The 18,206-nt window shown below is 60.8% G+C and carries 15 protein-coding genes; 7 read left to right on the top strand and 8 right to left on the bottom strand.

What is annotated here, in order from left to right:
* The first annotated feature begins 49 nt into the window (after positions 1–49).
* The 5 genes from valS to I6E73_RS06850 all read left to right on the top strand — a co-directional run bounded on the left by valS (position 50) and on the right by I6E73_RS06850 (position 4,915).
* Entirely contained in the window at positions 50–2,644 is a 2,595-nt protein-coding gene (valS, locus tag I6E73_RS06870; protein WP_197124099.1) for a valine--tRNA ligase, read from the top strand.
* 64 nt (positions 2,645–2,708) lie between these two features.
* Positions 2,709–3,188 (top strand): GNAT family N-acetyltransferase, encoded by a 480-nt coding sequence (locus I6E73_RS06865; RefSeq protein WP_197124097.1) that lies wholly within the window; start codon positions 2,709–2,711, stop codon positions 3,186–3,188.
* On the top strand, positions 3,188–3,418 hold the full coding sequence (locus tag I6E73_RS06860; protein WP_197124095.1) for a hypothetical protein: 231 nt from the start codon (positions 3,188–3,190) through the stop codon (positions 3,416–3,418). Before I6E73_RS06865 ends, I6E73_RS06860 begins: the two co-directional genes overlap by 1 nt.
* Positions 3,419–3,554: 136 nt before the next feature.
* Positions 3,555–4,103, top strand: coding sequence for a hypothetical protein (locus I6E73_RS06855; protein WP_197124093.1), 549 nt, complete (start codon positions 3,555–3,557; stop codon positions 4,101–4,103).
* A complete protein-coding gene (locus tag I6E73_RS06850; protein WP_197124091.1) occupies positions 4,097–4,915 on the top strand; it encodes a PKD domain-containing protein in 819 nt (272 codons plus the stop codon). The genes I6E73_RS06855 and I6E73_RS06850 overlap by 7 nt, the downstream gene beginning before the upstream one ends.
* Before the next feature lie 64 nt (positions 4,916–4,979).
* Here the strand turns inward: I6E73_RS06850 and I6E73_RS06845 are convergent, their stop codons facing one another.
* Positions 4,980–5,771 (bottom strand): methyltransferase domain-containing protein, encoded by a 792-nt coding sequence (locus tag I6E73_RS06845; RefSeq protein WP_197124090.1) that lies wholly within the window; start codon positions 5,769–5,771, stop codon positions 4,980–4,982.
* Between the two features lie 22 nt (positions 5,772–5,793).
* Here I6E73_RS06845 and I6E73_RS06840 point away from each other — a divergent pair, with 22 nt between their 5' ends.
* Positions 5,794–7,818 (top strand): M3 family metallopeptidase, encoded by a 2,025-nt coding sequence (locus I6E73_RS06840; RefSeq protein WP_197124088.1) that lies wholly within the window; start codon positions 5,794–5,796, stop codon positions 7,816–7,818.
* A gap of 366 nt (positions 7,819–8,184) precedes the next feature.
* Here I6E73_RS06840 and I6E73_RS06835 read toward each other — a convergent pair whose 3' ends face one another.
* From I6E73_RS06835 to clpX, 7 genes are all read right to left on the bottom strand, one after another.
* Positions 8,185–10,425: a TIM-barrel domain-containing protein gene (locus tag I6E73_RS06835; protein WP_197124085.1), complete on the bottom strand. Its 2,241-nt coding sequence runs from the start codon at positions 10,423–10,425 to the stop codon at positions 8,185–8,187.
* Positions 10,425–11,606, bottom strand: a complete 1,182-nt coding sequence (locus I6E73_RS06830) for a glycoside hydrolase family 15 protein (protein ID WP_197124083.1) — start codon at positions 11,604–11,606, stop codon at positions 10,425–10,427. The genes I6E73_RS06835 and I6E73_RS06830 overlap by 1 nt, the downstream gene beginning before the upstream one ends.
* A gap of 74 nt (positions 11,607–11,680) precedes the next feature.
* A complete protein-coding gene (locus tag I6E73_RS06825) occupies positions 11,681–12,922 on the bottom strand; it encodes a sugar ABC transporter substrate-binding protein (RefSeq protein WP_197124081.1) in 1,242 nt (413 codons plus the stop codon).
* A gap of 55 nt (positions 12,923–12,977) precedes the next feature.
* Positions 12,978–13,805, bottom strand: a complete 828-nt coding sequence (locus I6E73_RS06820; protein ID WP_197124079.1) for a carbohydrate ABC transporter permease — start codon at positions 13,803–13,805, stop codon at positions 12,978–12,980.
* Positions 13,798–14,745 carry a carbohydrate ABC transporter permease gene (locus I6E73_RS06815; RefSeq protein WP_197124077.1) on the bottom strand — a complete coding sequence of 316 codons (948 nt, stop codon included), beginning with the start codon at positions 14,743–14,745 and terminating at the stop codon, positions 13,798–13,800. Before I6E73_RS06815 ends, I6E73_RS06820 begins: the two co-directional genes overlap by 8 nt.
* The gene (locus tag I6E73_RS06810) at positions 14,745–15,962 is read right to left on the bottom strand and encodes an ROK family transcriptional regulator (RefSeq protein ID WP_197124075.1); all 1,218 of its coding nucleotides are present in this window, start codon (positions 15,960–15,962) and stop codon (positions 14,745–14,747) included. The genes I6E73_RS06815 and I6E73_RS06810 overlap by 1 nt, the downstream gene beginning before the upstream one ends.
* 202 nt (positions 15,963–16,164) lie before the next feature.
* Positions 16,165–17,442: an ATP-dependent Clp protease ATP-binding subunit ClpX gene (gene clpX / locus I6E73_RS06805; RefSeq protein WP_197105910.1), complete on the bottom strand. Its 1,278-nt coding sequence runs from the start codon at positions 17,440–17,442 to the stop codon at positions 16,165–16,167.
* A 181-nt stretch (positions 17,443–17,623) separates the two neighbouring features.
* Here clpX and I6E73_RS06800 point away from each other — a divergent pair, with 181 nt between their 5' ends.
* Positions 17,624–18,202, top strand: a complete 579-nt coding sequence (locus I6E73_RS06800) for a hypothetical protein (protein ID WP_197124073.1) — start codon at positions 17,624–17,626, stop codon at positions 18,200–18,202.
* The last annotated feature ends 4 nt before the right edge of the window (positions 18,203–18,206 follow it).

Raw genomic sequence — 18,206 nt, 5'->3', positions numbered from 1 at the left:
AGGCACCTCTTCTTTGACTCGGTGCCGCACATATCGAACCGGAGTAATTATGTCGTCGAGCGTTCCCGAAAAGCCCGCCCTAGAAGGCCTCGAAAACAAGTGGGCTCCCGTGTGGGAGAACGAAGGCACGTACCGGTTCGATCGCCAGAAGGCGCTTGCTGAGGGATCTGACTGTGTCTTCTCGGTCGATACTCCCCCGCCAACGGCATCCGGCAGCCTGCACATTGGCCACGTCTTCAGCTACACCCACATGGACTTGGTCACGCGCTTTCAGCGCATGCGTGGCAAGGAGATTTTCTACCCGATGGGGTGGGATGACAATGGTCTGCCCACCGAGCGTCGGGTTCAGAACTATTACGGTGTGCGCTGCGACCCCACGCTCCCCTACGACGAGGGCTTCGAGCCTCCTCAGCAGGGTGGCGAAGGCAAGTCAACAAAGGCTGCCGCGCAGTTGCCCATTTCTCGCCGCAACTTTGTTGAGCTGTGCGAGACGCTGACCGCCGAAGACGAGAAGCAGTTCGAAGGCCTCTGGCGCCAGCTTGGTTTGAGCGTTGACTGGAACCTCACCTACCGCACCATCGGTGACGACGCTCAGCGTGCTGCTCAGCGTGCATTCTTGCGCAACCTCGACCGTGGCGAGGCCTACCAGGCGTTCGCTCCGACGCTGTGGGATGTCACGTTCCGCACCGCTGTTGCGCAGGCCGAGCTCGAAGACAAAGAGCAGCCTGCCGCCTACCACCGTCTTGCTTTCCACCAGGCGGATGGCGACGACATCCACATTGAGACGACGCGCCCCGAGCTTCTACCGGCGTGTGTTGCGCTCGTGGCTCACCCCGATGACGAGCGTTACAAGCACCTCTTCGGCACGATGGTCACGACGCCGATCTTCGGTGTTGAGGTTCCGATCCTGGCTCACCACCTTGCTCAGCAAGACAAGGGTTCCGGAATCGCGATGATTTGCACCTTCGGTGATGTCACTGACGTTGTCTGGTGGCGCGAGCTCGATCTGCCGAACCGCACGATCATCGGTGCCGACGGTCGCATCATTGCCGACGCTCCCGATGTCATCGTGGGCGACGCCGCTCAGGCTGCCTACGCAGAACTCGCGGGCAAGACGGTCTTCAGCGCGAAAGCCGCCATGGTCGCTCTGCTCAAGGAGTCTGGCGAAATGATCGGCGACGCGAAGCCGATTCAGCACCAGGTGAAGTTCTTCGAAAAGGGCGACAAGCCTCTCGAGATCATTTCGACGCGCCAGTGGTACATCACTAATGGTGCCCGCGATGAGAAGCTGCGCAGCCGCCTTCTTGAGGCCGGTAAGCAGATCAACTTCACCCCCGATCACATGCGCGTTCGGTACGACAACTGGGTTGGTGGCCTCACGGGCGACTGGCTCATTTCGCGCCAGCGCTTCTTCGGTGTGCCGATCCCCGTCTGGTACGAGCTCGATGCCGACGGCGAAAAGGGTGCCCCGATCGTCCCCAGCGAAGCTTCGCTGCCGATCGACCCGTCCTCAGACACCGCTCCCGGTTACACGGAAGACCAGCGTGGTGTTCCCGGTGGCTTCGAGGGCGAACTCGACATCATGGACACGTGGGCGACCTCGTCGTTGACCCCACAGATTGCCGGTGGTTGGGAGACCGACCCCGAGCTCTTCGACGTGGTCTTCCCCTACTCGCTGCGCAGTCAGGGCCAAGACATCATTCGTACGTGGTTGTTCTCGACCGCGTTGCGCTCTGAACTTGAGCACGGCACTGTGCCGTGGCGTAACGCCGGCATCTCCGGCTTCATCGTCGACCCCGATCGCAAAAAGATGTCCAAGTCGAAGGGCAACGTTGTTACGCCCAAGGGCATGCTCGATGACCACGGTTCGGATGCGGTGCGCTATTGGGCAGCATCCAGTCGCCTCGGTACTGACGCAGCGTTTGACCCGCAGAACCCGAAGCAGATCAAGATCGGTCGCCGTCTTGCGATCAAGGTCTTGAACGCCTCGAAGTTCGTTTACTCGTTCCCGGCGCCCATTGTTGCTGCGGGCTCGACTGCCGTCGTTACCGAAGCGCTCGACCTCGAAATGCTCACTGAGCTCGCGTCCGTTGTCGACCAAGCCACAACGGCTCTCGAGAACTTCGATCACGCGAAGGCACTTGAAGTCACCGAGAAGTTCTTCTGGACCTTCTGCGACGACTACCTCGAACTCGTGAAGGAACGTGCCTATGGCGCCGGAACTCCCGAAGCCCAGGCAAGCGCCAACCGTGCGTTGCACACCGCCATCGACGTGTTCTTGCGTCTCTTCGCGCCCTACCTCCCCTTCGCTACGGAAGAGGTCTGGCGCTGGACGCACGACACCTCGGTGCATGCGGCATCGTGGCCTACCGCCGACGAACTCGGTGTTACGGCAGAGCCGAGCGGACTGTTCCACGCGGTTAGCCAAGCGCTCATCAGCATCCGACGCGCTAAAACAGACGCGAAGGCTTCGCAGAAGACTGAAGTGACCTCGGCTACCCTCGCGGGACCAGCCCTGATCGCTGCGGCCATCGACGATTTGAAGGCTGTGGGTCGCATCCATGACCTCACGATTGTTGAAGCGGAAGAGATTGAGGTTCGCGACATCGTTTTGGTTGAGGCAGCCCCCGAAGCTTCGGTGTAAAGTCCGGCAAAGGGTTCGGCGTCGAGTTCGGCGTCGAACCCCAAAACCGCGTATTGTTGAGTAAATGACGAACTCAGAGAAGCCTTCGTACACCGTTCGCGATATTCAAGAAACCGATTTCGAAGTCTGGAAAGATCACTTCGTCAACTACGGAGTGTTCTACGAAACCGAGTTCACCGATGCCATCGTTCAGGGTGTCTGGGAATGGCTCATGGATGACTCAGCACAACTCAACGCAGTTGTAGCTGTAGCTCCTGAGGGCGCTCCCGATCCCGGCATTGTGTGTGCATTTGGGCTCTACCGTCGTTTGCCCGATACCTTCACCGCTTCGTGGGGTTGGTTCATGGATGACCTTTACGTTGACCCTGAGCACCGTGGTGCCGGAGTTGCCGGAACGATCATCGATGACATCGCTGCCCGTGCAGCAGAAGATGGTGGCGGAAAGCTCCGCTGGATCACCAACAAGGAGAATGACAGCGCGAAGCGCCTCTACGACAAGGTTGCTGACCGCACGTCGTGGATCTTGTACGAAAAGAGCGTGTAGTGCAGCTCGGCACACGATGGTCGGTCGGAGCAGCGGTTCCCGAACGTCTTTCGGCAGAAATGTGCGAAGCGATTGCTGGCGTTGAAGCGGATGTCGCTCACCTCGATACGAGCGCGTGGCGTTGGACGCTCACCTGGCTTGAATCGCGGCCAGTCGCAGAACTAGACGATGGCACCACCGTGCGCCAAGGTGCCGATGGCAGCATTTCCGTAGAAGAAGCTGCTTCCTAAGGCACCTAGCTCCTAGCCACATTGATTGTTGCCCGCTCCGCGCCAGTGCTCACGCACTCGTCAGCCCGGAGCGAGCAACACCTGGTCTTGTGGATAGTTGAGCACCACAATCGGCCCAGATGTTTAGCGTCGTAGTATGCGCCAACCGAATCTCCTACGACTATCGATTGGCGCCCTCCTCCTCGCCACGTTGAGCGGCTGCGTGCCCTCCGACGCGAGTACCGCACCTGCGCCAACCTCAACCTTCGTCGCGCCCTACGCGACCGACGAAGAAGCGCTGGCTGCGGCTGAAGAGGCTTATGCGGAATACCTGCGAGTTATAAACTTTCATCTGAACGAGGGCGTCATCGACGAAGGCCTCCTAGCTACGGTGGCTATCGGCGACGAACTCACTGGGCTAATTGAGTCTCACAGTCGACTTGCGGAGGCGGACACTCGAAGCATCGGTGAAGTCAGGTTCAACGACGCACAACTACAGCGTTATTCAAGGGACGGGTCGCTCCACGAGTTGCTGGTGATTTACGTCTGCGAAGACCTGTCGGACGTTTATCTAGTCAACCCTGACGGCACTCGCGTTACCGATGAGGTGTTTTCGACCGAACTCGCTCAGATCACATTCGATTATTCCGATTCCGCTCATGCGCTGCGAGTCTCTGACCGGGAGCCTTGGGGCGAAAAATGCTGACCAAGCTCATTCTGCTGTCGACAGCTCTGTTGCTTGGGGCAAGCGGGTTAGGTGGACCCCTGCAAACCTCGTCCCCCGACTGCACACTAGCTGGCAAACTTTCTGGCTCGTGCCCTCAAGCTGACGTTGGCAACGGAACAGTTCAGCTAGAAGCTACGCAAGAGCACGTCGGCTCAGGCGACGGGAACTTCGACTCCGGCTACGAGGCTGACGGCGTCGCCTACATTCCCGTCGACGATGAGCTCGACAGCGTCGAGGAAGCATGGTGCGACATCCAACGCATCGAGTGCGTGCCGTGGACGCCGCCCGCCGACGTGGCCACCACAGGCCCCGTAACGATCTCCGATGTCGCCAGCTTCCGCCCACAAACCCCCACCGCTGGGATGCAACCCAACCAGTGGATGATCGTCGGCCTCGACACCAACTTCTACGCCACGACATCCGCCCATGTTGTCGACGGCACCCTCTTCGGTGGCACCGCGCAAGTCAGATTCACCCCCATCGCCTACAACTGGGACTACGGCGACGGCAGCACCGCAACCACTAGCAACCCCGGCAAAACCTGGGACAAATACCGGATCACCGAGTTCGATCCCACGCCCACCAGCCACGTCTACGAAGAACCCGGCAACTACACGATCACCCTCGCCGTCACCTACGCCGCCGAATACCGTGTCGCCGGCAGCAGCTGGCAGAACGTCGTCGGCACCCTCACCATCATCGCGCCGCCCCTCACCGCCACAGCAGGGCACGCCACCACAGTCCTCGTTGACCAAGACTGCATCGCCAACCCCACCGGCATCGGCTGCTAGGTCATAGAGCAGACACCGCGCGCCGAGCCAGCAGAGACAGCAGAGGCAGCAGAGACAGTCACACTCACACGCGCGCGAGAATCTCCCCATGCGGCATCGCCATCCACCCCTCGGGCGAATCAGCCCACTCACGCCACGCATCGCTGATCTGCTGCAACACATCCTGCGTCGCCAACGACTTCCCTAGAGCATCCGCAGCAAACGCCGATTCCAGCACTCGCGCCTCCCACATGCTGCCCCACCACTCCCGGTCGACTTCGTCGGAAAAGTTCCAGATCGATGCCGACGTTGCGACGTCAGCCAATCCCGCCTGCATCGCCCACGACTTGAGGCGCCGACCCGCATTCGGCTCTCCCCCATTGCTGCGGTGCACCGCGTCGTAGAGGTCGGCCCAGACCTTCAGCCCCGGCGGCTCAGGGAAGCAAATGGTGCCCGCATAGTCGACATCACGCACCGCAATGAGGCCGCCCGGCTTGGCAACCCGCTTCATCTCCACAAGAGCCGCGACCGGGTCGCCCAAATGCTGCAGCGTCTGATGCGAATGCACGAGATCGAAACTGTTGTCATCGAACGGCAGCGCATACGCGTCCCCCATCACAAAACTGAGGTTGTCAGCAGTGAAAGCCGACGCTTTTTTGATCGCTGCGGAAGCGGCATCCAGCCCCACAACACGACCAGGAGCAAGTCGTTCGGCAAACTCGGCCGTGATCGTTCCCGGTCCACACCCAATATCGAGCAACGAGAGCCCCGCCTCAAGGCGTGGCTCGAAGTACGCGGCCGAGTTAGCGATCGTGCGCCACGTGTGAGACTTCAAAACACTTTCGTGATGGCCGTGGGTATATCGCTCGCTCGTCATCTTCCGAGAATAGGGTAGATGAATGACCAATCCTTTCTTTGAGCCCAGCACCCTGCCCTTCGGCATGCCACCCTTTGCCGACATCGAAGATGAGCACTTCGCGCCCGCCTTCGACAAAGGCATGGCAGAGCAGCTCGCAGAGATTGAAGCGATCACCTCGCAGCCAGACCCGCCCACGTTCGAGAACACGATGATCCCGCTTGAAAAGAGCGGTCAGCTACTCAGCCGGGTCGCGATCGTCTTCTTCAACAAGACCTCTGCCGATGGTGATGCAGCTTCGGATGCACTCGAAGAAGTCATCGCTCCCCAACTTGCCGCGCACAATGACGCCATCAGTCTCAACAGTGCGCTCTACGAACGCATCCGCGGCATTCGTGAAGGACTCGACGACACCGAGTTGGACGCCGAAGCCCGCTATCTTGTCGAGCGCTATTTCACCGAGTTCACGCTTGCTGGCGCGGGCCTCAGCGAAGAGTCGAAGGCGACTCTGCGCGACTACAACTCGCGCCTCTCGACCCTCACCACGAAGTTCGAGAAAAACCTGCTTGCCGACACCAACGATCTTGCGATCGTGGTTGACAGCATCCAGGAACTTGATGGTCTTGAACCGTCAGAGATTTCTGCGGCTGCCAGCGCGGCCAACGATCGTGGACTCACGGGCAAATACCTCATCACTCTCATTCTGCCCACGAACCAGCCACACCTCTCGGTGTTGAAGAACGCCGACGTTCGGGGCCGTGTTTTGGCAGCATCGCGCTCGCGCGGCATCCGCGGCGGCACGTTCGATAACCGCGAGCTCGTGCTCGAGATTGCGAAGGTGCGTTCGCAGCGTGCAGCCCTTCTCGGCTACGAAAGCCACGCCGCTTGGGTCACCGCCGATGAGACCGCCCAGACGCCTCAGCGAGTCGCGGACATGCTTGGTAAGCTCGCTCCGGCCGCGGCACGCAACGCGCGAGAGGAACATGCCGCGTTGGAGAAGCTTGCGGGCACTGAGGTAACGGCAGCTGACTGGGCGTTCTATGCCGAGAAGGTGCGCGCCGAGCAGTACAACGTCGACACCACCCAGATGCGTCCCTATTTTGAGGCCGAGCGCGTGCTGCGCGACGGGGTGTTCTTTGCGGCGACCCAGCTGTACGGCGTTACCTTCACCGAACGTCGCGACCTGCCGGCGTACCACCCCGACGTGCGCGTATTCGAAGTCACGAACGAGGATGGCAGCGAGGTCGGCCTCTACACTCTCGATCTCTACACGCGCGACTCCAAGCGCGGCGGAGCGTGGATGAACTCGCTCATCTCGCAGTCGGATCTGCTCGGGCATCCGGTGATCGTCACCAACAACCTCAATGTGCCGAAGCCCGCCGCGGGTGAGACCACGCTCCTCACCTACGACGAGGTCAACACGCTGTTCCACGAGTTTGGACACGCCCTGCACGGCCTGTTCGCTCGCGTGACGTACCCCAAGTTTGCGGGAACCAACACCTACCGCGACTTTGTCGAGTTCCCCAGCCAGGTCAACGAGATGTGGATGCTCTGGCCCGAGGTTCTCGACAACTACGCCAAGCACTACGAAACAGGCGAACCGATGCCGCGCGAGATTGTGGAGCGCATTCAGGCCAGCGCCGCGTTCAATGAGGGGTTCCTCACGAGCGAATACCTCGCTGCCGCCCTCATCGATCAGGCCTGGCACCGCATCACGTCAGATGACGACGTGACGGATGTCGCCGCTTTTGAAGCGCAGGCGCTGGCTGAGGTCGGCCTCAACAACCCCGCGGTGCCGCCCCGGTACTCGAGCACCTACTTTCAGCACATCTTCGCGAACTCGGCCTATGACGCTGGCTACTACTCCTACATCTGGAGTGAAGTGTTGGACGCCGACACGGTCGAGTGGTTCACCGAAAACGGTGGGCTCACCCGTGCCAACGGCGACCGCTTCCGTTCGCGACTCCTCGGTGTGGGCGGCTCGAAGAACCCGCTCGAGGCGTTCCGCGATTTCCGCGGCCGTGACGCCGAATTGCAGCCTTTGTTGAACCGTCGCGGGCTAAACTAGCCACCGCAGCACCGCAACTGCGCCGGGCGCCCCAAGTGGGCGCCCAGTCACGCCAGAAACGCGGCAGCCTTTTCGGAGACTGCCGCGTTTTTTGCGCCACAACCGCGAAAATTCAAGGGACGTATTGTCCGAAACTCCTACCAAAACCGCACGTGTGGACGATTTATTGTGCTCGCTCCACAAAAATTGGTGAAAACCTTTCGCGAACCCCCTGTAGTCGTGCACAATAGTGCGGGTCGCGCTTGTCGCGCCCCCTCAGTCTTAGACGTCGCCTAGCACGGTGTCCTGAGGGCGATCTCTTCGCAGCTTCCCCCGAATTCGGCTGCGATGCATTTGCCCGGTGCGATCGCCCTCAGGAACACCACTTCAGGTCTCGTTCCCGAACGTAAACTTCAGTCGTTCCCAGGCCTCAGCGCGCACATACACAGGCACCTGCTCCCACGGCACTGCGCGAGTATCGACGCTGCCGCCCTCAACCCGTTCGCCAGTGAACGCGTACACCCAGTCACCACGAGGAAGAGTCGCCGTGTGATCGGTGGCGCCCTCGTCAGTCACGGGCGATACGAGAATGTCGCGCCCGAGCATCCACTGCAAAGGTTGCCCCCAGAGGCGCTCGTCGTCAGGCCAGTCGAAGAACAGCGGCCGCATGACGTTCGTGCCAGCAGAAACGGCCCACTCACTTTCGGCGGTGAGGTACGGCACGAGACGTTCACGCCGTTCGACGATGCTGCGACTCATCTCGAGAACGCGTGCATCCCCTGATTGCTCGGCGATGTTCCAGGGGGTTCGGTCACGACTCGGCGATCGGTGGTGATTGAACTCTGAGTGATATTGCATAATTGGCACGAAGGCCGCGGCCGCAAGTGATCGAACGTAGAGCTCTGCCGTGGGCACATCACCGCTGAAACCAGCGAGATCCCAGCCCCAGTAGAGGATGCCGCACGCGCTCGCATTGAGCCCGGCAAACAGCGACCAGCGGAAGGCATCCCACGTAGAGTTCTCATCTCCGGCCCAGAAGGCACCGTGCGCTTGTGATCCGGTGTACCCCGCGCGCGAGAACGTCACTGGCGCTTTGCCTGCACTCTTGAGGAGATCGCCGTAGGCACGGGCATAGTGAACCGGGAAGGTGTTGTTCTTTTCGTCACCACGGCGGCCATCCTGATAGTGAAGTTCGGAACCCCACGCATGCTCGCCACCGTCAGTTTTGAAACCGTCAACACCCAGATCCTCGACGAGGTAACGACGCTTCTCCGTCCACCACTGAGCTGAACGATCGTCGGTGAGGTCAGGCATCAGCGACAGCGGAAACCACCAACCGCGATTGCGGTACGGCTTGAGCGCACCGCGCGACGTCTCATCCTGAATCAGCACGTTCTCTCGCTGCGCTGCCTCCGCGTCGAACCGAGCTTGACCCACAGGATGCGGGCGCATCTTGATGAGCGGAATCTGCCACAGCAGCACGCGCACATCGCGATCATGCAACTCGTCGATCATGCCTTTCGGGTCAGGCCAGGCACCTTCTGCGGGAAAACTGAAGTCGTTGAGCCGCAGCGGCCCACCGTTCGCATTCGGCGCATACTGCGCATCCCGCCACACCGTGAAGGTGCTCTCATCGCTCCACGCCTCGATAACAACAGACCCGACCGGGATGCCGTGCTCCCGATGCGCATCCATCTGACGCATGACCTCGGCTTGAGTGTTCCATTCGTTGCCGCTCGCCCACAAACGGTGAACCCAGCTCGGCAACACTTCGGGACGGCCGACCTCAGCGAGAAACTGATCGAGCACCGTCGCCGGAGTTCCCGCATAGCCACCAACCGACAGCACGTCGGAGGCGTCGCTGGGCGAATCAACCTCGGATTCGATCCACAACATCCCGGCATCGCTGTCGGCTACGTCAAACCACACACGTCTGCTGGTGCGCACATGGAAACCCCAACCGCGTCCCCCAATAACGTGAGCAAACGGCATCGGCAGATAGGTCTTGCGTTCCGCACCCTGAGACTTGTACTGCTCGAAAACAACCGAATCAAGGCGTGCACCGCGCTGGTCGAGGGCGTCAAAACGTTCGCCGAACCCGGAGACGTGCTCACGCTCGTCGAGCCGCAGCGCGAACCGAACCCGGTGGATGCGTTCGCCGTCGTCGAGAACAGTGGTGCTGCCGGTGACAAGACCAACCGCCTCGTCAGCGGCGACGATCGAATCAGGCGCAGTGCGCCATCCGGCCACTCGCACGTCGAACCACCGAGTGGACTGTGATCGCGGGGCCGCCGTTGGGCCGCCGACGAACCGATAGCGATACTGCGCCGCTGCGGTGAGTGCAGAAACATCAACAGCGAATCCGGTGCTTGCGCGTGCCAGTTTCGCTTGTGCCGACGCAAGGTGTCCGCCGTCGACGGCTTGGCCCCGCGAGCGCTGCTGCACTCGTTCGAGGGCGAAGTCGGTGACCGACTCTCCGTCATCCCATTCGAGAGTGACAACGTCGACATCCGCTGTTGCACGAACTCCCAGGCGCAGAGCTTCGCCGGCAATCGGAAGGGCGGGGTGACGCTGCTCAGTGTCAACTGAGTACGGATGCCCCGAGCCCAGTGGTCTATGTCTCAGCACTAGTCGGTCTCGCTTTCATTTCCGTGACGGGCTTCGGTGGTGGCTAACGACGCCAGCGGGTGTGCGGGCGGCACGTACACGCCAATCTCGACGGCGAGGCGAACGTACATCGCGTGGCTCCAGAGCAGCGGTGTGGCCACGCTCCCCCAGCGTTCACGCCATTCCGCGACTCGGCTGGGGTCAAGCAGGTCATCGTCGACCTGCTCGGGCAGGAAATTATCTGTGGTCACCGTCTCCGCCGCCCACTGCAGCTGGCTACGTGCGCGTGCGGTATTGCCTCCGGCTGCGAAGGCCAAGCCGAGCATGCAACTCAGTAGTGGCCATTGGCCCCCGCCGTAGAACGTGTCGCCGAGGTAGCGGTGCACACCGCCATCGACGGTGAGGTCGTGGTCGATCTGGGCTACGGTCGCCCTGGCAAGGGTCCGTGAGCCGTCGACAACCGCCAGCGGAGAGATGAGGGCAGCAAGGGAGCCGTCTACGACATCCGATCCCAGCCATTTGACGAGGTGGCCGTCGCGAACACCGTCCGTCTCAATAAGTTCGCGAGCAGCACTCGCGGCAGCTCTGGCACGGGTGGCGACGTCGACCGAGAGCACATCAGTGGATGCCGCAGCACTCAGCCCGGCAACCACGCAGCCGAGCGTCGAGACGTGACGTTCGGTCTCGAACTCTTCCCACCAGTCGAAGCAGGGGCGCTCCCACGTCGCGAGCAGATAGCGGACGGAGAGCTCGATGCCCTCGCGCCAGCGCTCCAGCTCAAGCCCGTGTCGTTGAGCATGGGCTACGACGGCCCACACCCACGTGCCGTAGCCGTCGGTTTGAAAGTCCCACCAGTCGTCGTCGCCCTCGACACCATCGAAGGTAAAACGGGTAGCGAGCATCTGGGAGTTTGCGAGCGGAGCGCCCGCCGCTTCGGCTCGCTCGATGGTCTCGATCTGGCCCCGCCGAGCGATAAGGATGCTCGCACACCAGTCGAAGAAACGTGATGCGGAATCGATCGCGTTGGCGCTCGACATTCCATCAGCGATGAAGGCGCCGTCGCGGAACCAGGAGTAGCCGGTGTAGGCCGAAAAGGTGGGGCTCGCAGGGTACGCACCACTGGGGTGCTGCAGTGCCGAGATCAGCTCGACGCTGTGCGCTGCGAGAGACGCGAGGGACTCGTCGTCCGGGCGTGAAGTCATGAAGTGCCCTCCTGGGCCAGCTGGGAGGGAGGCCCACCCCGCGTGAACGGGATGAGCCTCACTCGGGAGACGTGCTATCCGATTACTGCGTTGATGCGTTCTTCAGCACTGGCCAGAGCGTCAGCAACTGACTTGCGCCCAGCTTGTGCTTCGATCAGTTCCTCGGTCACGATGTCTTGCATCTCTTGCTGGCCGTTCTCGACGAGCGGGGTGAGCGCAATCGAGTCGAGCGAGTCAAAGACCGCCTGACGGTTAGCCGGGGTGTCCTTGGTGAGGTAGACGGCGAGCTGATCTTCGTCGCTTGTCGGCGGCAGTTCCCAACCGCTGTCGAGACGGACATCGATCATTGTCTGGGACGACGTCAGGAACTCTGCAAACGCGGTCGCTTCGGCAATGTGGTCGGATGCTGCTGACACACCTACCGCGTTGGAGAACACTGCGCTGGCCTGTTGGGTATTTCCGGGCTCTACGGCGATGTCCCACGTGAATGGTGCGTCGGCGAGGGCGCCGAAGACCCAAATGCCGGAGTGCATCATCCCGAGCTTGCCCTCGAGGAACAGGTTGGTGTCGAAGTCTGCTGTGCCCTGACCCTCTTCAATCGTGGGCATCACCGTGCCACTCTTGTCGGTGAGCCACTCGGCTGCCTCGATGCCCGCGGGCGTGTTGAACGCGACGGAGGTTCTGTCGTCACTCAAGAACGATGCACCGTTCTGGTCGAGCACCTTGTAGAACTCGTAGAACGACACAGGCTGGTGGTCGCCCCAGGTTCCGCTAGCGGAATCGGTAAGAGCGTCAGCAGCTGCCTGTTCGTCAGCCCAGGTCCAGTCACTCGTCGGGTAGTCGAGTCCGGCCGTATCGAAGAGATCAGCGTTGTAATAGAGCACAACATCGGAGAACGAACTGGGTAGTCCATAGCTCGTGCCATCAACGGCATAGGCGTCGATGAGCGACTCACGGTATGACTCGGGGTTAGTCACTTCGAGAGGGGCGAGCGAACCGCTCGATGCCAACTGTGGGAAGAAGTCGTAGTTGGTGTCTACGACATCCGCCACTGTTCCGGCCGCGAGGTCTGTCTGCAATGTTGTGAAGTAGTCACCGTAGGGAAGCGTGGTGATGTCAACGGTAATGGTGGGGTTCTCCGCCTCGAACGCATCAACAATCGTCTGCAGGTTGTCTTCGTTTCCGCCGGCAGAGGTGAAGTTCGAGTAGGTGATGGTGACGGGGCCGTCTTCGCTGGCGGGCTCGGAGGCGCACGCACTCAAGAGCAGTGCTGAGACGCCGACGATTCCTCCCGCAGCAAGTAGTGAACGTTTCATGCTAGATATCTCCTTTGATGTCACGTGATGATTGGATCTCTGGTGTCCCGGGGCCTTACTTGATCCCTGAGCTTGCGACGCCCTGAATGATGTACTTTTGGGCGAAAATGTAGAGCGCGAGCATCGGCAATATGCTCACGATCGAGCCGGCCATCACGACGTCCCACGCGGTCGTGTATTGACCTTGAAGTCCGGCTAGAGCGATCGGCAAAGTCTGCAACTCGGGCGAGCGCAGCACCACGAGCGGCCACAAAAACGCGTTCCAGCTGCTCATGAAGGCGAACACAGTGAGGGTGGCGAGAGCGGGCCGGATGTTGGGGAGAATGATTTGCGTGAACACCCGAAAGTGACCGGCGCCGTCGAGCTTCGCGGCCTCGTCGAGTTCCCGCGGAACCTGGTTCACGGCCTGACGAAGCAAGAAGATACCGAAAGCGCTCGCGAACGTCGGCAGCAACGCTCCGAGGTAGGTGTTGAGCAGCCCAAATGCCTTGAGCTCGGCGAACAGCGGCACGATGAGCACTTGCAACGGAATCATCATCGTCGCGAGGTAGACCGCGAAGACAACGCCACGGCCGCGGAATGGGAGTCGACTAAACGCATACGCAGCGGTGGCACTCGTGAAGAGTTGCGCCAGCGTGGTCACGAGGGCAAGCCCCACACTGTTCGCGACGACGCGACCGAAGGGACGCTCAGTGAACAGCGTTCGGTACGCCTCGAATGATGGGTTTTCCGGCCACAGCTGGGGAGCGATAGAAAATCCAGCGCCCGGAGTGATCGAGGTGATGAACGTCCACAGAAAGGGGAAGAACATCGCGATCGCGCCAGCAATAACGACAACGTGCAAGACGATCATCCTGGGGCGAGTGCGCGGCGATTTAGCCATAGTGAACCCACCTCTTTTGTCCAATAATTTGAATCACGGTAACCGCGAGGATCACGATAAAGAGCAACCATGAGAGGGCGGATGCCTCGCCCGCAGCGCCATAGCGGAAGGTGAGGTCGTAAATCTGCTGAACGACCACTTGCGTAGACCCGCCCGGTCCGCCGCCCGTCATGGCATAGACTTGGTCGAAGACTTGGAAGCCGTTGATGAGTGAAATCACCACGACGAAGAACGTGCTGGGGCTCAGCATCGGAATCGTGACGTTCCGGAATCGACTCCAGGCGCCAGCACCGTCCACCTTGGCGGCGTCATACAGGTCAGGGTTGATCGTCTGCAGCCCCGCAAGCAGAATCACCATCACGAAGCCGAGGTCTTTCCACGAGCTGGCAAGGATGATCGAGATCATTGCCCAGTCAGGGTCTGTCCACCAGCCCGGGCCGTCAATGCCAAACCAGCCAAGCGCGAGGTTGACGACACCGTTGTTGGGGTTGAGAAGCCAGCGCCACACGATGGCCACGGCAATCCAACTCGTTACAACCGGCAGAAAGTAGATTCCGCGCCAGAGGGACCGCCCCTTGAGGGCTTGATTGAGTGCGAGCGCTAGCGCCAATCCGCCGATGTAGACGAGGGGAAGATATCCGGCGATGTACCCGATTGTGTGGAGGAAGACTTCTCCGGTGCGTTCGTCGGCGAGGAGTGAACGATAGTTCTCCCATCCGATGAATTCCATGGGAGTGATGAGATTCCACTCGGTGAAGCTAATCCAGGCGGCCGCAACCATGGGTCCGAGCACGAAGAGAGTCAGTGGGATGGCACTCGGCAGCAGGAAGGCGAGCACGGTCAGCACATAGCCTGCACTGGCGCGCGGCTTTTTCCTGCTTCGTGGCGCACGCGACGGTGCGGGCACCGTTGGCGCGTCGAGGGCGGTCGGCAGAACCATCAGGAGTTCTCCTGCGGAGACGCCTGCTGCACAAGGCGCTGACGAACCAAGTCGCCTTGCTCGCCGGCGATGCCTTCGGCGTCGAACGGAGTCGCGAGCACGAGAGTCGCTGCGCCCTGCGCCCAGCTGGCGTCTTGCCAGGTCTCGACTGCAACGGGAACACCGCGCCGAGCAGGCATGAGCGCAGCACGGAAAGCCGGCTCAAAGCCATAGGACCAGTGCCCCCAGTCCGCAGTGCCCTCCCCCAGCAGGATCACAATCTCAGGGTCAAGAACATGCACGAGCCCCGCAATTGCTCGACCAAGCAGGTGCCCGGCCTCGCCGAAGACAGCGATGGCGTCGGCATTGCCGCGATCTGCCGCGTCGCGAAGTGCCGCAATTCCCGCTCCGGGAGCGATGATCTCGCGATCGCGCGCCGTCGCGACAAGTGCGCCCTCTGAGACAAAGGTCTCGAGGCATCCGGTGTTTCCGCAGGTACAGCGGGGACCGCTGTCGCGCACGGGAATATGACCGATCTCTCCCGCGCCGCCGCCAAAGCCACGGACGATGAGACCGTCGATCACGATTGCGGCGCCGATTCCCGTTCCGATCGTCACGGCAAGAAAGTTGCGGTGACGACGGCCGAGACCGTAAAGACGCTCCGCCATCGCGAGAGCGTTCACGTTGTTTTCGACGAGTACTGGCAACCCCAGCTCCCGACGCAGCGTGGCCCCGATCGGCACGTTGTTCCACTTCAGCTGGGTCGAACTCACCACTCCGGCGGCTTGCGAATCAACAGAGCCGGGAACACCGACGCCAATGCCGAGGAGTGGTGCCGACGAGCCGCCAGCGATGAACGAGCGAAGCAGCCCAGCAAGCGTCATGAGCATCGTGGTGGCTGACGCGTCGAACGGTTCGCTCGCCGTCCGCAGCACGATGCCATCGATTCCGACCTCGACGAAAGCCACATGATCGGAGGCCACCTTCACGCCAACCGCGCGCCCTGCGCTGGAGACGAGGCCGAGCATCCGCGCCGGTCGTCCGCCCTGTGACGGCTGGTGCTCAAGCTCCCGCAAGAGGCCGTCGTGGAGCAAGTCTTTGGTGAGTTGCGTCATGAGGGCCGGTGAGAGGCTCAGCGTGCGAGCAAGCTCAGCACGGGATGCCGGACCGTGTGCACCCAGGTGAGCAAGGATTGCTGACCGGTTTACATCGGTACGTGCCATCGGACGAATCGCCATTGGTTCCCCTTAGTTCAGGACTAAACAAACCATAGAATTAAGTACGGGCAAATGTCAATGGCGCGAGACCACACGCCTGCAAAGTACCGGGATGATGGGGTGAAAATCGGCACAGCGGGCGCGCGTTCATAGCCCGCATCCGCCTTAAAACCAGAAAGCGCAGGCGACCCAGTGGGTCACCTGCGCTTGTAAAGGACTGCGGTTAGGCCGACTTCTCCGCACGCACCGGCTTGCGAGGCACGATCGTGGGCGCTGCATTTTCCAGCACCGCCGCCCTAGTAACAATGACGCGGCCGACGGTTTCGTCGGAGGGCACATCGAACATGATCGGGCCGAGCACTTCTTCGAGAATCGCACGGAGGCCCCGAGCACCCGTTTGACGCAGCACGGCAAGATCAGCGATCGACTCGAGGGCATCGTGTTCGAACTCAAGCTCAACGCCGTCAATTTCGAACATGCGCTGGTACTGGCGCACGAGAGCATTCTTGGGAGTGGTGAGGATGTCCATGAGGGCGACTTGGTCGAGCTGCGTGACCGTGGTCACAACAGGCAGCCGGCCAATGAACTCAGGGATGAGACCAAACTTGTGGAGGTCTTCTGGCAGAACTTCGCCGAAGAGGTTCACATCGTCGCCCTTGCTGTGCAGCGGAGCACCGAAGCCGATGCCCTTTTTACCAGCGCGGTTCGAGATGATTTCTTCGAGACCAGAGAATGCGCCAGCCACGATGAAGAGCACGTTGGTGGTATCCACCTGAATGAACTCTTGGTGCGGGTGCTTGCGGCCGCCCTGCGGCGGAACAGAAGCGACGGTGCCCTCAAGAATCTTGAGCAGCGCTTGCTGCACACCCTCTCCTGACACATCGCGCGTGATGGAGGGATTCTCTGCCTTGCGAGCGATCTTGTCGATCTCATCGATGTAGATGATGCCCGTCTCCGCGCGCTTCACGTCATAGTCAGCAGCCTGCAGAAGCTTGAGGAGAATGTTCTCGACATCTTCACCGACATAGCCGGCCTCGGTGAGGGCTGTGGCATCCGCTACAGCGAACGGCACGTTGAGGCGCTTGGCCAGAGTTTGAGCGAGATACGTCTTTCCGCAACCGGTAGGACCGATCAGCAGGATGTTCGACTTAGCGATCTCGACGTCATCAATCACGGCATCCGCCGAAGTGATGGTGTTGCGAGCACGAACACGCTTGTAATGGTTATAGACGGCCACCGAAAGCGAGCGCTTAGCTGCCTCCTGGCCGATGACGTATTCCTCTAAGAAGTCATAGATTTCACGCGGCTTAGGCAGGTCGAACTCGCTCGACGTTTCTTCGCCAGCTTCAGCAAGACGCTCTTCAATGATCTCGTTGCACAGATCTACGCACTCGTCGCAGATATATACGCCCGGACCGGCGATCAATTGCTGTACCTGCTTTTGGCTTTTGCCGCAGAAGGAACACTTGAGCAGGTCCGCGCTTTCCCCAATTCGGGCCATGCCGGTTCCTCTCCTTGAGTAAATACCTTGATAACGAGCCTAACCCGATATTCGTTCAGTCTCCGTCACAATTACCGGCGGCGTTTCGGCGCGTCGAAACAAGCGTCATCTGACCAAGCGAATGTGCCTACGGATACGAACTAGGGTTAACGAGTTCGACCTAGCTAACAGAAGGGGCCCCATGCATACTCGTGCAACGCGCGTGCTCCGCGGCGGCCTAGCTGCGCTGTTTGCTACGTGTGCCGCAGCTCTCTCCCACGTCGTCGCTGGCGGAGCATCTCCGTCGATGTTCGGCATCGGCGTCTCGCTCGTCATCTCCGTCGCCATTTGCACCCTTTTGGCCGGGCGCACGGTCTCGATTGTTCGCCTCAGTGCTGCCATTCTGGTGAGCCAGGCGATGTACCACACACTGTTTAGTTCAATGCTGGCGCCGGAAGGTATCGCGCCGCACAACATGGCTGCCATGACGTTTGACTTCTCCTCGGCGACCCAGACTGCGGACTCGACCATGTCGCTTTCGCATCTTGCGGCGGCAGCGGTCACGATTCTGATGTTCCGCTACGCCGAGGTTGCCTTCTGGGGGCTGTTCGAAACGGCCCGCGTCTTTGTGTCGCGGCTTCTCGCATCCGCGAGCATCGCCGGAACACGCATTCTCGAGTTCCGCGTTGTGCCTGTCGCAGCGCCGGCAACGCCGCTTGTTGCACGAGTTCTCTCCATCACGCGTTATCGGGGCCCACCAGCCACCATGCCTGCGGTTTAGCACT

Origin of the sequence: Salinibacterium sp. SWN248 (assembly GCF_015864575.1) — a bacterium.
Classification (GTDB): Bacteria; Actinomycetota; Actinomycetes; order Actinomycetales; family Microbacteriaceae; genus Rhodoglobus.
This window is presented reverse-complemented; position numbering and strand designations above follow the sequence as displayed.

Excerpts from the sequence above, each read along its gene's own strand:
- I6E73_RS06840 (WP_197124088.1), top strand. The coding sequence starts at position 5,794 with ATGACCAATCCTTTCTTTGAGCCCAGCACCCTGCCCTTCGGCATGCCA.
- I6E73_RS06855 (WP_197124093.1), top strand. The coding sequence starts at position 3,555 with ATGCGCCAACCGAATCTCCTACGACTATCGATTGGCGCCCTCCTCCTC.
- valS (WP_197124099.1), top strand. The coding sequence starts at position 50 with ATGTCGTCGAGCGTTCCCGAAAAGCCCGCCCTAGAAGGCCTCGAAAAC.
- I6E73_RS06845 (WP_197124090.1), bottom strand. The coding sequence starts at position 5,771 with ATGACGAGCGAGCGATATACCCACGGCCATCACGAAAGTGTTTTGAAG.
- I6E73_RS06800 (WP_197124073.1), top strand. The coding sequence starts at position 17,624 with ATGCATACTCGTGCAACGCGCGTGCTCCGCGGCGGCCTAGCTGCGCTG.
- I6E73_RS06815 (WP_197124077.1), bottom strand. The coding sequence starts at position 14,745 with ATGGTTCTGCCGACCGCCCTCGACGCGCCAACGGTGCCCGCACCGTCG.
- I6E73_RS06830 (WP_197124083.1), bottom strand. The coding sequence starts at position 11,606 with ATGACTTCACGCCCGGACGACGAGTCCCTCGCGTCTCTCGCAGCGCAC.
- clpX (WP_197105910.1), bottom strand. The coding sequence starts at position 17,442 with ATGGCCCGAATTGGGGAAAGCGCGGACCTGCTCAAGTGTTCCTTCTGC.
- I6E73_RS06810 (WP_197124075.1), bottom strand. The coding sequence starts at position 15,962 with ATGGCGATTCGTCCGATGGCACGTACCGATGTAAACCGGTCAGCAATC.
- I6E73_RS06820 (WP_197124079.1), bottom strand. The coding sequence starts at position 13,805 with ATGGCTAAATCGCCGCGCACTCGCCCCAGGATGATCGTCTTGCACGTT.
- I6E73_RS06850 (WP_197124091.1), top strand. The coding sequence starts at position 4,097 with ATGCTGACCAAGCTCATTCTGCTGTCGACAGCTCTGTTGCTTGGGGCA.
- I6E73_RS06825 (WP_197124081.1), bottom strand. The coding sequence starts at position 12,922 with ATGAAACGTTCACTACTTGCTGCGGGAGGAATCGTCGGCGTCTCAGCA.
- I6E73_RS06865 (WP_197124097.1), top strand. The coding sequence starts at position 2,709 with ATGACGAACTCAGAGAAGCCTTCGTACACCGTTCGCGATATTCAAGAA.